Source organism: Aeromonas sp. 159, from assembly GCF_963862045.1.
Classification (GTDB): domain Bacteria; phylum Pseudomonadota; class Gammaproteobacteria; order Enterobacterales; family Aeromonadaceae; genus Aeromonas; species Aeromonas veronii.
The window spans coordinates 1-13309 of record NZ_CAWLMI010000007.1; the positions used below are offsets into that span (position 1 = coordinate 1).

Annotated in this window: 15 protein-coding genes and 1 pseudogene; 13 read left to right on the forward strand and 3 right to left on the reverse strand. The window is 57.5% G+C overall.

Features of this window, described 5'->3' with window-relative positions; all coding sequences use genetic code 11:
- The 7 genes and pseudogenes from AACR14_RS01650 to AACR14_RS01680 all read left to right on the forward strand — a co-directional run.
- Nucleotides 1–457: pseudogene (locus AACR14_RS01650) on the forward strand (DNA mismatch repair endonuclease MutL); the annotation flags it as partial.
- The gene (gene miaA / locus AACR14_RS01655; RefSeq protein ID WP_019444887.1) at nt 447–1376 is read left to right on the forward strand and encodes a tRNA (adenosine(37)-N6)-dimethylallyltransferase MiaA; all 930 of its coding nucleotides are present in this window, start codon (nt 447–449) and stop codon (nt 1374–1376) included. The pseudogene AACR14_RS01650 and the gene miaA, both read left to right, overlap by 11 nt.
- A 72-nt stretch (nt 1377–1448) precedes the next feature.
- Nucleotides 1449–1712 carry an RNA chaperone Hfq gene (gene hfq, locus AACR14_RS01660; RefSeq protein WP_005339045.1) on the forward strand — a complete coding sequence of 88 codons (264 nt, stop codon included), beginning with the start codon at nt 1449–1451 and terminating at the stop codon, nt 1710–1712.
- 63 nt (nt 1713–1775) lie between these two features.
- On the forward strand, nt 1776–3062 hold the full coding sequence (hflX, locus tag AACR14_RS01665; RefSeq protein ID WP_005339043.1) for a ribosome rescue GTPase HflX: 1287 nt from the start codon (nt 1776–1778) through the stop codon (nt 3060–3062).
- 91 nt (nt 3063–3153) lie between these two features.
- Nucleotides 3154–4305, forward strand: a complete 1152-nt coding sequence (hflK, locus tag AACR14_RS01670; protein ID WP_019444888.1) for an FtsH protease activity modulator HflK — start codon at nt 3154–3156, stop codon at nt 4303–4305.
- Nucleotides 4306–4308: 3 nt separating this feature from the next.
- A complete protein-coding gene (gene hflC / locus AACR14_RS01675) occupies nt 4309–5193 on the forward strand; it encodes a protease modulator HflC (RefSeq protein ID WP_005339038.1) in 885 nt (294 codons plus the stop codon).
- Between the two features lie 105 nt (nt 5194–5298).
- Nucleotides 5299–5487 carry a DUF2065 domain-containing protein gene (locus tag AACR14_RS01680; RefSeq protein ID WP_019444889.1) on the forward strand — a complete coding sequence of 63 codons (189 nt, stop codon included), beginning with the start codon at nt 5299–5301 and terminating at the stop codon, nt 5485–5487.
- Nucleotides 5488–5568: 81 nt separating this feature from the next.
- Here AACR14_RS01680 and ispB read toward each other — a convergent pair whose 3' ends face one another.
- Nucleotides 5569–6540, reverse strand: coding sequence for an octaprenyl diphosphate synthase (gene ispB / locus AACR14_RS01685; protein WP_019444890.1), 972 nt, complete (start codon nt 6538–6540; stop codon nt 5569–5571).
- A 242-nt stretch (nt 6541–6782) separates the two neighbouring features.
- On the opposite strand from ispB, the gene rplU reads away from it, so the two are divergent.
- From rplU to AACR14_RS01705, 4 genes are all read left to right on the forward strand, one after another.
- Complete coding sequence (gene rplU, locus AACR14_RS01690) at nt 6783–7094, forward strand: 50S ribosomal protein L21 (RefSeq protein ID WP_005304210.1); 312 nt, start codon at nt 6783–6785, stop codon at nt 7092–7094.
- 17 nt (nt 7095–7111) lie between these two features.
- A complete protein-coding gene (gene rpmA, locus AACR14_RS01695) occupies nt 7112–7369 on the forward strand; it encodes a 50S ribosomal protein L27 (protein WP_005339028.1) in 258 nt (85 codons plus the stop codon).
- Nucleotides 7370–7569: 200 nt separating this feature from the next.
- Nucleotides 7570–8772, forward strand: coding sequence for an Obg family GTPase CgtA (cgtA, locus tag AACR14_RS01700; RefSeq protein WP_005339026.1), 1203 nt, complete (start codon nt 7570–7572; stop codon nt 8770–8772).
- Nucleotides 8773–9138: 366 nt separating this feature from the next.
- Nucleotides 9139–10509, forward strand: coding sequence for a YjiH family protein (locus AACR14_RS01705; RefSeq protein ID WP_019444891.1), 1371 nt, complete (start codon nt 9139–9141; stop codon nt 10507–10509).
- Between the two features lie 277 nt (nt 10510–10786).
- Here AACR14_RS01705 and AACR14_RS01710 read toward each other — a convergent pair whose 3' ends face one another.
- Nucleotides 10787–11035 carry a hypothetical protein gene (locus AACR14_RS01710; RefSeq protein ID WP_237714686.1) on the reverse strand — a complete coding sequence of 83 codons (249 nt, stop codon included), beginning with the start codon at nt 11033–11035 and terminating at the stop codon, nt 10787–10789.
- 100 nt (nt 11036–11135) lie between these two features.
- Nucleotides 11136–11465 carry a hypothetical protein gene (locus AACR14_RS01715; RefSeq protein ID WP_019444893.1) on the reverse strand — a complete coding sequence of 110 codons (330 nt, stop codon included), beginning with the start codon at nt 11463–11465 and terminating at the stop codon, nt 11136–11138.
- A 304-nt stretch (nt 11466–11769) separates the two neighbouring features.
- Between AACR14_RS01715 and AACR14_RS01720 the strand changes: the two genes are divergently transcribed.
- Together AACR14_RS01720 and AACR14_RS01725 are read left to right on the forward strand one after the other, a co-directional pair.
- Nucleotides 11770–12759 (forward strand): luciferase-like monooxygenase, encoded by a 990-nt coding sequence (locus AACR14_RS01720; protein ID WP_019444894.1) that lies wholly within the window; start codon nt 11770–11772, stop codon nt 12757–12759.
- A gap of 3 nt (nt 12760–12762) precedes the next feature.
- Nucleotides 12763–13209 (forward strand): bleomycin resistance protein, encoded by a 447-nt coding sequence (locus tag AACR14_RS01725; RefSeq protein ID WP_192811945.1) that lies wholly within the window; start codon nt 12763–12765, stop codon nt 13207–13209.
- Nucleotides 13210–13309: the final 100 nt, after the last annotated feature.

Consider the following 13309-nt stretch of genomic DNA (forward strand, 5'->3'; position numbering starts at 1 on the left):
CCACTGGCTGCTGGAGACCTGGGGCCAGGGACTGGCGGCCCAGCCACTGTTGCTGCCGGTCTCCTTCAAATTGCCGAAGAATTTGATCGCGCTGGTGACCGAGCAGGAACGTTTGCTGAAACGGATGGGGCTGGAGTTGAAAAGCGGGGGGCGCGACACCATGATCCTGACTCGGGTGCCGGCTCTGCTGCGCCAGACCGACCTGGTGCGTCTGTTACCCGAATTGCTGCAAATTATCGAGGGCGGATCTGACAGTGATGCTGGTCAGCAGGCTGAAGTATTATGCCAATGGCTGGTGGAGCAGGGGATAAGCCGCGAGAAGATATACGATTTTTCAACTGCCAGTCGTCTGCTGACGGAACTTGTGACCGATTTCAGTGACCAACTGGCAGACATTCGCATGGTGCGCCCGCTTTCGTTGGCGACTGTGCTGGAGGAGTTTGAACATGGCGAGTGACTTGCCGACCGCAATTTTTCTGATGGGGCCGACGGCCTCCGGCAAGACGGATCTCGCCATTGAACTGTGCCAGGCGCTGCCCTGCGACATCATCAGCGTCGATTCGGCGCTGATCTATCGCGGCATGGATATAGGTACGGCCAAGCCGACCGCCGATGAACTGGCACGTGCCCCGCACCGGCTGATCGACATTCTTGACCCCGCCATGAGCTATTCGGCAGCCGATTTTTGCAAGGATGCCCTGCGGGAGATGAAAGAGATCGCCGACCGTGGCCGCATTCCGCTGCTGGTGGGCGGCACCATGCTCTATTTCAAGGCGCTGCTGGAGGGATTGTCCCCGCTGCCCTCCGCCAATCCCGCCATTCGTGCTGGGATTGAGGAAGAGGCTGCCCGCCTCGGTTGGCAAGCGCTGCACGACGAGCTGGTGCGCATCGACCCTGTGGCCGGGGCGCGAATTCACCCCAATGACCCGCAGCGACTCTCCCGGGCGCTGGAGGTCTACCGCATCAGCGGCAAGACCCTTACCGAGCTGACGCAAGTGCAGGGGGAGGGCTTGCCCTATCGGGTGCAGCAGTTTGCCATCGCCCCGAGCGATCGTGCCGTGCTGCATCAGCGGATCGAACAGCGCTTTGACAAGATGCTGCAAGGTGGCTTTGAACAGGAGGTTCGTGCGCTGATGGCGCGCGGCGATCTGACCCCGGATCTCCCCTCCATTCGCTGTGTGGGTTATCGCCAAATGTGGGACTACCTGTGCGGTGAAGTGGGGTATGATGAGATGCGTTATCGTGGCATTGTTGCCACACGCCAATTGGCAAAACGACAGATGACCTGGTTGCGCGGCTGGCCCGACGTGACCTGGTTGGAATCTGGTGAGTCTGGCAATCTCGACCGCGTGCTTGCTCGCGCTGGTGCGGCTTGACACTCCCTGTATAATCAGGTTGTTATATTGATATCCGGTGTTTAAAAACAACAAACTATAAGGAAAAGAAAAATGGCTAAGGGGCAATCTCTCCAAGACCCGTTTTTGAATGCGCTGCGCCGTGAGCGGATTCCTGTTTCTATCTATTTGGTGAACGGCATCAAACTGCAAGGTCAGATCGAGTCTTTTGACCAGTTTGTTATCCTGCTGAAAAACACCGTGAGCCAGATGGTTTACAAGCACGCCATCTCGACTGTCGTACCGGCACGTGCCGTTAATCATCACCAGCCCACTCCGGGTGGCGCGGCTGATGAACAGGGTGATGCCGAGGCGTGATATCCCTGGGCGAGTCGACTCGCCAACTCAGATTCATCATGATTCCTGTTAAGGAGCAAGCGCTTGTTTGACCGTTATGAAGCTGGCGAACAGGCCGTTCTGGTGCATGTCAACTTCAGTGATGAGGGTGAGCGGGAGGATCTGGAAGAGCTCAAGATGTTGGTGAGCTCGGCCGGAGTCAATGCGCTGGGGGTAATTACCACCAGTCGCAGTGCGCCCAGTGCCAAATTTTTTGTCGGCAGTGGCAAGGCTGAAGAGATCGCGTCCCAAGTCCAGATGCTGGATGCCGACGTCGTCATCTTCAACCATGCCCTGACCCCCGCCCAGGAGCGCAACCTGGAGCGTCTGTTCCAGTGCCGTGTGGTGGACCGAACCGGCCTGATCCTCGATATCTTTGCCCAGCGCGCCCGTACCCACGAAGGTAAACTGCAGGTCGAACTGGCCCAGTTGCGCCATCTTTCCACTCGTCTGGTGCGAGGCTGGACCCACCTTGAACGTCAAAAGGGCGGGATCGGTCTGCGTGGCCCGGGTGAAACCCAGCTTGAAACTGACCGACGTCTGCTGCGGGAACGCATCAAGGCGATTTTGCGTCGGCTCGACAAGGTGGCCAAGCAGCGGGAGCAGGGACGCCGCGCCCGCAACCGCAACGAAGTGCCGACGGTGTCACTGGTTGGTTATACCAACGCCGGAAAGTCCACTTTGTTCAACCAACTTACAGCTGCCAGCGTGTATGCTGCCGACCAATTGTTCGCAACTCTGGATCCCACCCTGCGTAAACTGGTGATCCGGGATGTGGGTGATGTGATTTTGGCGGATACAGTTGGATTTATTCGACACTTGCCCCATGATCTGGTCGCGGCCTTCAAGGCGACCCTGCAGGAGACCCGTGAAGCGGATCTGCTGCTGCATGTGGTGGACTGTGCCGATGAGCAGATGCAGGAGAATATCGACTCCGTGCAGCAGGTGTTGGCCGAGATTGAAGCCGATGACAGGCCCCAGCTGATGATCTGCAACAAGATCGACAAGCTGGCGGATCGTCCGGCAGGTCTGGAGCGAGATGATGAGGGGCGCCCGTTGCGCGTCTGGTTGTCGGCCCAGACTGGTGAAGGTTGTGAGCATCTGTTTACGGCGCTGACCGAATTGCTGGCTGGCTCCATGGTGCATCACACCCTGCAGTTGCCTCCTTCTGCCGCGAGATTGCGCAGTGCGCTCTATCAGCTGAAAGGGATTGAGCAGGAAGGTTTTAGCGAGGAGGGGGATTTCGTGCTGGAAGTCCGCTTGCAAGTGGCCGACTGGAACCGCCTCGTGAAACAGGAAGGTGAGAGTTTACAACGCTTTATCAGGCATTGATTCGTTGATGAAGGTGAACCCTTAGGGGCTTCTCAACGTATGACGGCCCGATAGAGATGATATCCATCCGCATGTATTAATGGAGACGCTGATGGCTTGGAATGAGCCTGGTAACAACGGCAAAGACCGTGACCCTTGGGGGAATAACGGCAAGAATCAGGGACCCCCTGATCTGGATGAAATGCTGCGCAAAGTGAGTCGCCGTTTCGGTGGCTTGTTTGGTGGCGGCAAATCTGGCGGCGATGTAGGTCGCTTTGGTATCTCCATCGCGCTGGTTGTGGCTGTGGTGGTGTGGGTCATCAGCGGCTTCTACACCATTCGCGAAGCGGAGCGTGGTGCCGTGCTGCGGTTTGGCAAGTTTTCCCATATTGTCGAGCCGGGCCTGCGCTGGAAGCCAACCTTTATCGATCAGGTGATCCCGGTGGACGTCGAGTCCGTGCGCTCCCTGCCTGCCTCCGGTTTCATGCTGACTCAGGATGAGAACGTGGTTCGGGTCGAGATGGACGTGCAGTACCGTGTCGTCAATCCCGAGCAGTATCTGTTCAGCGTGACCAATGCCGACGAGAGTCTGGGTCAGGCCACCGATAGCGCCCTGCGCTACGTGGTGGGTCATACCCGGATGGATGACGTCCTGACTACCGGTCGTGAGAAGGTGCGTCAGGAGACCTGGCAGGTGATCGATGGCATCATCGAGCCTTACCAGATGGGTCTGCAGATCGTCGACGTCAACTTCCTGCCGGCGCGTCCGCCGGAAGAGGTGAAAGACGCCTTTGATGACGCCATCTCCGCTCAGGAAGATGAACAGCGCTTCATTCGTGAAGCAGAAGCCTATGCCCGTGAAGTGGAGCCGAAGGCCCGTGGTCAGGTGAAGCGTCTGGAGCAGGAAGCGGAAGCTTACAAGTCCCAGATCGTGTTGAAAGCCCAGGGTGAAGTTGCTCGCTTCAACGAGCTGCTGCCCCAGTATCTGGCTGCCCCCGAGCTGACCCGTGAGCGTATCTATCTGGAAACGATGGAAGAGCTCTATCAGCAGGCCAACAAGGTGGTGGTCGACATGCCGGCTGGCAACAACAGCATGATCTACCTGCCGCTCGACAAGCTGTCTGGCAAGCCGAAGGCTGCCCAGTCTGATCGTGCCACTGTCGCCCCGGTCACAGAGCAGGTCCCCGTTTCAAACGAGGGTGCCAACTCTACGCCGACAATGCCGCTGCGTAGCGGTGACCGCTTCAGCTCAGGGAGAAACTGATAGATGAAAAAGCTAGCTATTGGTGCAATCGCTGTCGCGGCCATGGTCTGCTTCTCCTCTGTCTTTATCGTTGATGAAGGTCAGAAGGGGATTGTGGTGCAGTTTGGCAAGGTGAAGCGGGTTGACTCCGGTGAACCCCGCCTCTATGAGCCGGGCCTGCATTTCAAGGTGCCGCTCATCGACCAGGTTCGCAAGATGGATGCCCGCATCCAGACCATTGACAGCCAGGCCGACCGTTTTGTCACCTCCGAGAAGAAAGACCTGATCATCGACTCTTACGTGAAGTGGAAGATTGAGGACTTCTCCAAGTACTACCTGGCAACCGGTGGTGGCAACAAGCTGCAGGCGGAAGATCTGCTCAAGCGCAAGATCAACAACGGTCTGCGTTCCGAGATCGGTAACCGCACCATCAAGGACATCGTCTCCGGTGAGCGTAGTACCGTGATGGAAGATGCCCTGAAGAAGATGGCGCGCTCCTCCGAGCTCGGCATCAAGGTGGTGGATGTGCGGATCAAGCAGATCAACCTGCCGGTGGAAGTCTCCAACTCCATTTACCAGCGGATGCGCGCCGAGCGTACCGCAGTCGCCCGTGAGCACCGCTCTCAGGGTCGCGAGAAGGCTGAAATCCTGCGTGCCGATATCGACCGCAAGGTGACCGTCATGATCGCTGACGCCGAGAGTAACGCTCGCCAACTGCGTGGTGAAGGGGATGCGGAAGCCGCCAAGATCTATGCCGACAGCTACAAGAAAGACCCCGAGTTTTTCAGCTTCGTGCGTAGCATGGAGGCCTATCGCAAGAGCTTCGCCGGTGGTAACGACCTGATGGTGCTCAAGCCGGACAGCGAGTTCTTCCGTTACCTCAAGTCTCCTCACGGCACCAAGCAGTAATCGCCACGAGGTCACATTCAAAGGGTCTGCATTGTCAGACCCTTTTGTTTTTGGTGCCAACGCCAGCCGTTGACCCGAGGGGCTGGTTGCATTGAAGGAGGTCGGATGCTGACATCCATGCTGATGGGGTTGGGATTGCTGCTGTTGTTCGAGGGGCTCGGCCCGTTGTTGATGCCCAGGGCATGGCAGCAGATGTTGCGGCTGCTGAGCGATCAGCCACCGGAGCAGTTGCGCCGTATCGGCGGCTCGCTAGTGGTGGCAGGTAGCGTGATCCTCTGTATGCTGAGTCGCTGAGTCTGGCGCAATGCACTGTCCAGCAGATAGCAGAGAATAAAAAAGAGGCCAACGGCCTCTTTTTTCATCCATGTCGTTTACTCAGGCACTGCGCTGCACGGCCATGTGGGCCAGTGTTTCCAGCGCCTGTTTGTGCGGGGAGTCAGGCAGGATGGCGAGGGCGGCAATGGCCTTGTCGGCCTCTTCCCTAGCACGCATGCGGGAGTACTCCAGCGCGCCGGTACGGTCGAGAATGCCGAGGATCTGCTCAAGATGCTCCATGCCGTTGCGGTGCTCGATGGCATCGCGCACCAGCTGGCGCTCTTCCGGCGTACCCACTTCCATGGCGCGCAGCAGCGGCAGGGTCGGTTTGCCTTCGGCCAGATCGTCGCCGACGTTCTTGCCCATCTCTTCGCTCTGGGAGCAGTAGTCCATCACGTCATCGATGATCTGGAACGCGGTGCCCAGATACTTGCCGTAATCGGTCATGGCCTGCTCGACGGGCTCGGGCTGATGAGTCAGCACGGCGGCAAGGCGAGTGGCGGCCTCGAACAGCTTGGCGGTCTTGCAGTAGATGACCGTCATGTAGCTCTCTTCGGTGGTATCCGGGTCGTTGCAGTTCATCAGTTGCAACACTTCCCCTTCGGCGATGGTGTTGGTGGCATCCGAGAGGATCTCCATCACCCGCAGGTTGGAGAGTTCGGCCATCATCTGGAAGGAGCGGCTATAGAGGTAGTCACCGACCAGCACGCTGGCGGCATTGCCAAACATGGCGTTGGCGGTCTCCCGGCCGCGGCGCAGGTCGGATTCGTCGACCACGTCGTCATGCAGCAGGGTAGAGGTGTGAATGAATTCGATGATGGCGGCCAGTTTCAGGTGATCCTCACCCTCATAGCCCAGCGCACGCGCAGCCATCACGGTCAGCATGGGGCGCATCCGTTTCCCGCCGGCGCTGACAATGTAGAAACCCAGCTGATTAATCAGACTAACGTCGGACTGGAGTCGGGCCAGGATCAGTTCATTGACCGCCGTCATGTCGGCGGCACAGAGCGCACGGATAGTCTGTTGGTCCATAAGTCTCGTAACGTGACAGCAGCAATAACTGCGATTTTAGTAATGGCAGGGATTCTACACGATTTCACAATGGGTTACAGTTAGGCGTTTATCCACGGCGGCAGATATGCGCACAAAATAAACTTTTTGCTAAATTGGCCTTGCCTGAGCAGATCGATTTGCGTAGAATGCCCGCCCATTGTTATAGGTTTTTGCGCATGTCTAGCCTTGAGCAAAAGACATGCCTTTACGGAGTTAATCAAATGTACGCGGTATTCCAAAGCGGCGGAAAACAACACCGTGTGGCCGAAGGTCAAATCGTTCGTCTGGAAAAGCTGAACGTTGAGACTGGCGCTACCATCGACTTCAACGAAGTTCTGATGGTTGCTGCAGGCGACACTTTTAAAGTAGGTGCTCCTTTCGTTGAAGGTGGCAAGGTTGTAGCTGAAGTTGTGGCTCACGGCCGTGGCGAGAAAGTGACTATCGTCAAGTTCCGTCGTCGTAAGCACCATCGTAAGCAAGCGGGCCACCGTCAGTGGTTCACTGAAGTCAAAATCACTGGCATCAGCGCTTAATTAGAGGAGTCCGATAAATGGCACACAAAAAAGCTGGCGGTTCATCCCGCAACGGTCGCGATTCTGAAGCTAAACGCCTGGGCGTGAAGCGTTTCGGCGGCGAAACAGTTCTGGCTGGCAGCATCATCGTTCGTCAACGTGGTACCAAGTTCCACGCTGGCACCAACGTTGGTCTGGGCAAGGATCACACCCTGTTCGCTACCGCGACTGGTAAAATCCTGTTCGAAGTTAAAGGTCCGCTGAATCGTAAGTACGTTAGCATCGTTGCTGAGTAATTACGGACCGCAAGGATCCGAAGCCCCGCCAACAGGCGGGGCTTTTGTTTTTATGACGTCTTTCTGATGTCGTTGACGAAAAAACGGAACGCAGCTGACTTTGGCTCTGACGGGCATGATTGGCAAGATGCGTATCGCCCGCAGGGGTCTGTACCACTATAATTGCGTATCGGTTTTTCGAATTAAGGTGACGGTTACCTATGAAGTTTGTTGATGAAGTCCAGATTCGAGTCGATGCCGGTGACGGTGGTAACGGTTGTGTAAGCTTTCGCCGTGAAAAATATATTCCCAACGGTGGTCCGGACGGCGGTGACGGCGGTGACGGTGGCGACGTATATCTGATCGCCGACGAAAACCTCAATACCCTGATCGACTACCGTTTCGAGCGTTTCCATGCTGCCGAGCGTGGTGAGAATGGCCAGAGTGCCAACTGTACCGGTCGCCGCGGCAAGGACAAGATCCTGCGTGTGCCGGTCGGTACTCGAGCGACCGATGAAGATACCGGTGAACTGCTGGGGGATCTGACCCACCACGAGCAGAAGCTGCTGGTTGCCAAAGGTGGTTTCCACGGTCTGGGCAACACCCGCTTCAAGAGCTCCGTCAATCGTGCTCCCCGTCAGAAGAGTAACGGTACTCCGGGTGAAGTGCGTACCCTGAAGCTGGAGCTGCTGCTGCTGGCCGATGTCGGCATGCTGGGTCTGCCGAATGCCGGCAAGTCTACCTTTATTCGCGCCGTGTCTGCGGCTCGCCCGAAAGTGGCTGATTACCCCTTCACTACCCTGGTACCGAATCTGGGTGTGGTGCGTGGCGAGAACTCCCGCTCCTTCGTGATCGCCGATATCCCGGGTCTGATCGAAGGTGCTGCCGAAGGCGCAGGTCTGGGTATCCGCTTCCTGAAACACCTCGAGCGTTGCCGCGTGCTGATCCACCTGGTGGATATCTGCCCGGTTGATGGCTCCGATCCTGCTGAAAATGCCGTGACCATCGTCAAGGAGCTGGAGAAGTACAGCCCGGAACTGGCTGGCAAGCCGCGCTGGTTGGTGTTTAACAAGATGGACCTGATCCTGGAAGAAGAAGCCCAGGAGGTGATGGATCGCGTCAAGGCAGCCCTGAACCACGAAGGGCCGGTTTACGCCATCACTGCCATCAGCAAGGAAGGCACCAAGAAGGTCTGCTACGACATTCTGGATCTGCTGGATACTATGCCCCGTCAGCTGGCGGAAGATGCCAAAGACGCCATCGAGAAGGTGGAGTTCAAGTGGGACGACTACCACAAGAACCAGTTGGCCAAGGCTGAAGCGGAAGCACTGGCTGCCTCTCTTGCCTTCGATGAAGGGCTTGATGATGACGATTGGGATGACGACGAAGATGATGGCGTTGAAGTCATCTACGTCCGTGACTGATCCCCGTCACTCTCATTGAAAACCGGAGCCTGAACAGGCTCCGGTTTTTTTATGTCTATCGAGCAGCAACTCATTAGGTATATTTGTGATGTCACTTATTGCCTGCTACTGATAACCGATTATACTGCCCACCAAAATTAACAATGCCGAAACAATCATCTGGCGATGTCGATTGAATCGATATGCGCCGCTGTATCTTATTGTTTTAATGGAAGGTTTACCTGTGGAAATATTTATGCGTAGATTTCTGCCTTAAGGGCTTGTTTGTGCATTTTTTTAGAGTATTCTTGCGCCCGTTTTGCCGGTTAATGCATGAATACGCAGGTTGGCCGGGCTAGGGAAAAGTAACATTAGGGCAGTCATATCATGTTGGAAAAGAGTCTCGAAGCACCTGCGGTCAATACTCGCCGTAACTTGTTGATGTTTCTGGTTCCGTCACTTATCGGGATCCTGCTGTTCATGACGCCGGTCGTCTATGACGGTAACGTCACCATCCCGGTGGCCGTGCTGGCCAAGCTGGTACAGCGCATTTTTGCCGATTATCTGGTCGCCATGGTCAGTGCGGTGATCACCACCACCATGCTGATGACGGTGATTGCCTGGCTGTTCAAGCCGGCGATTCTGGTGCGTCGTCCTTTCCTCAACAGTTTGTTCAATGTCTCCCCTTTCTGGGCCTGCGTGCGGGTATTGGGCGGTATCTTCGTGCTGCTGACCTTCTTCCAGGTGGGGCCAGAGGTGCTTTACTCCGGCGCAACCGGTGGACTGGTGCTCAACGATCTGCTGCCGGTGCTGTTTTCAGTCTTCATTTTTGCTGGCCTGCTGCTGCCGTTGCTGCTCGATTTCGGGCTGCTGGAATTTGTCGGCACCATGATGACCCGCATCATGCGTCCGGTCTTCCGGTTGCCGGGTCGTTCGGCTGTGGACTGCTTTGCCTCCTGGCTTGGCGATGGCAGCGTCGGCATCCTGCTGACCAGCAAGCAGTACGAAGGGAAGTTCTACACCCAGCGTGAAGCTGCGGTGATTGGCACCACCTTCTCTGCAGTCTCCATCACCTTCTGTCTGGTGGTGATCTCCCAAGTGAAGCTGGAGCACATGTTCGTTCCCTTCTACCTGACCGTCTGTCTGGCGGGGGTGGTTGCCGCCATCGTGGTGCCGCGTCTGCCGCCGCTCTGCTGGAAGAAGGACATCTATGCCGATGGCACTCCCCTGTGCCGCAAGCAGGAAGCAGTGCCGCACCAGCACAGCGTGATGAGCTATGGTTTCGAGCGTGCCCTGACCAAGGCTGACAGCATGACTGATCTCGGCGCCGTCGCGCGGGAAGGGGTGAAGAATGCACTGGATATGGTGTTTGGCGTGCTGCCGGTAGTGATGGCGATCGGTACCTGTGCGCTGATGCTGGCCGAGCACACCCCTATCTTCAACTGGCTTGGCGCCCCGTTTGTCCCCTTGCTGGAGCTGCTGCAACTGCCGGAGGCGGAAGCGGCTTCCAAGACCATCATGGTCGGTTTTGCCGATATGTTCATTCCGGCGGTGCTGGCCTCGACCATCGAGAGTGACATGACCCGCTTCGTGATTGCCGCCATGTCGGTAACCCAGCTGATCTATATGTCGGAAGTGGGCGCCCTGCTGCTGGGCAGCAAGATCCCGGTCAAGCTGTGGGAGCTGTTTGTTATCTTCCTGCTGCGCACTCTGGTCACCTTGCCGGTTATCGCCGGGGTGGCACATCTGCTGTTCTAAGGACGCAACGTAGTGAAAAACGGTCAACCTCGGTTGACCGTTTTTTTATGGCTTTTCCTCTTTTCTCCGGGCTTGATGGATGACGCGGGTTATTCGCAAAACGTCCTGCCTTGCAAGGTGTGGGTCATTCGCCGTGGGCTGAGTGTGGGTAACAAGAGAGAAGGGCCTGCGGGCCCTTGCTCATCAGTGTCCCTGCGGGTGGGGCTGTGCCGGCTTGCGGGGACACTGCACCAGCAGGGTATGGATGGTGAAGGTGCTGATCTGGGGGAAGCTCGGGCTAAATCCCCCTCATCGGGTCGGTGCCCCCCATGCTCATCTGAACCTTGGTGAAGGTGTGCTGGCTGTGATCGGTTTCCTGATAGCCCTGCGGACAGCTCAAGCTTGCCTGTTGCTGGCAATCATCCGGCGCACTGCACTCGATCTGGAATCGTTGCAGCGAGGAATCTGCGGAGGTGAGCTCAGTGACAGTGGCGGGGGCGCAACCGGACAGCAATATACTGCCCAGCAGGACAATTCTCTGTGACATAAAAGGCGCGTGCTCTGTGGGGCAAGAAAAGGGGGGCGCGTGCCGGCCGGACCCTTGGTATCCCGCGCCGGCCGCCCTATGGGTTAGCGTGACGTTATGCTCAGATCGGACACTGGATGGTCAACGAGTGGACCGTGTTGGCGATGCGATAGGGCTTGGCTGCTTTGTAGACCTTCTTCTCGTCGTCATAGCTTCCCCCCAGATACTGGGTGCTGTAGAGCGTCTGCTGGCGGCGGTCGGTCTCCTTGTAACCTTGCGGGCAGGTCTGGTTGGCCTGCTGGAAGCAGGCTTTCATGCTGCTGCATTCGATGTAGAAGCCGCGCTGGCTGGTATCGGCAAGGTGCACCGGGGTGACGGTGGGGGCGGGGGGAGACAACAGGGCGCAGCCGGAGAGCGTCAGCGCGCCCAGCAGAACGAGATGTTTTGACATAGATAACCTGAACAGTGTGGTGTGACAAAGAGTGAGGGGGAGTCTGTTGCTCCCCCTTCGCTATAGGGGCACCGTTATAACCAGCCGGGGGCGCTCAGGCCAGCCCGCAAATGTAAGAAAATATGATCCCCCACGGGCTTGCGCGGCCAGCAGGATGAGCGTTCAAACAATACTTGCCTGAGATTTGTTCCGTTCGATTGCTGCCGCTTGGCAGGCAGAGTGTGGCAGGAGATAGTGATTCATTCAGGTATCCCGTGCTACATTGCCCCACTTGTTACTGGCCTGTAAATCAATGGAGTGACCCATGTCTGCCATCCCCTATTCCGTGCTCGATCTGGTGCCTGTTGCCGAAGGTTCCGTGCCTGCCGAGTCGTTTCGCCGTTCACGGGATCTTGCCCGCCATGCCGAGGGTTGGGGTTACCAGCGCTACTGGCTGGCCGAACATCACAACATGCTGGGCATTGCCAGTGCCGCCACCTCGGTGCTGATCGGCCATCTGGCCGAAGCCACCACCACTCTGCGGATCGGCGCGGGTGGCATCATGCTGCCGAACCACTCGCCGCTGGTGATTGCCGAACAGTTTGGCACTTTGGCTTCTCTCTATCCCGACCGCATCGACCTTGGCCTTGGCCGCGCCCCCGGGACCGATCAGCGCACCATGCGGGCGCTACGACGTATGCGCAGCGGTGAGGTGGATGATTTCCCAGCCGATGTGCGTGAGCTGATGAGCTACTTTGGCGACGAGATTGGCGCGGTGCAGGCGGTGCCCGGTCAGGGGCTGCATCTGCCCATCTGGCTGCTGGGCTCCAGCCTCTACAGCGCGCAACTTGCAGCGGCGATGGGCTTGCCATTCGGTTTTGCTTCCCATTTCGCACCCGCCATGTTGCTGCAGGCGCTGGAGATCTACCGCAGCCAGTATCGCCCCTCCGCTCGCTGTCCCAAGCCCCATGCGGTGGTCTGCATCAACATGATCGCCGCCGACAGCGAGCGTGAGGCCCGCTTCCAGTTCACTACCGTGCAGCAGCAGTTCTTGCGCCTTCATCGCGGTGATGCGGGCAAGCTGCCCGCGCCGGTCGTCCAGCTTGGTGACGAGTGGGCGCCCCGTGAGCTGATGGCGATGGAGCAGACCTTGGCCCGCTCGCTAGTGGGCAACCCGGAGCAGGTTCGTCATGGCCTCAAGGCGCTGCTGGCGGAAACCCGCGCCGATGAGCTGATGTTCAACGGTCCTATCGTCGATCATCAGGCCCGACTGCGCTCCTTTGAAATTGCCGCCGAGCTGATGCAGAGCCTGTAAGCCATGACGAACCCTACTGTCGCGGTGGATGAGGTGTATTGGAATCCCATGGTACCGGAGCTGTCGGTTACCGATCTGGCTCGAGCTCTGGTTTTCTATACCGGTTTGTTGGGCTTCTCGGTCTGCTATCGGCGCGATGACCCTCCTTTTGCTTATCTTGAACAGCAACAGGTACAACTGATGCTGGAGCAGGTACATCCGGCGGGTTGGCAGGTCGGGGCGCTGGAGCCACCGTTCGGCCGGGGGATCAATCTGCAGATGGAGCTGACCGAGATCCAGCCGCTACTCGACCGATTGCAGGCCGCCGGGATTGCACTTTTCCGGCAGCCTACTGAGGTCTGGTATCCAGTGGGCGAGATGCTGGCCAGGCAGCGCGAATTTTTGCTGCAGGATCCCGATGGTTATCTGTTACGGTTTGTGCAATATCTGGGGGAACGAGCGGCTGACTGACAAGATAAAAATCTTAACCATCTGATTTTAAAGGATTGTCAGATGTATGTCGGCCATCTGTCGTGTCACCTTTCGCGGCGCAAGCCCTATGCTGGCCCTG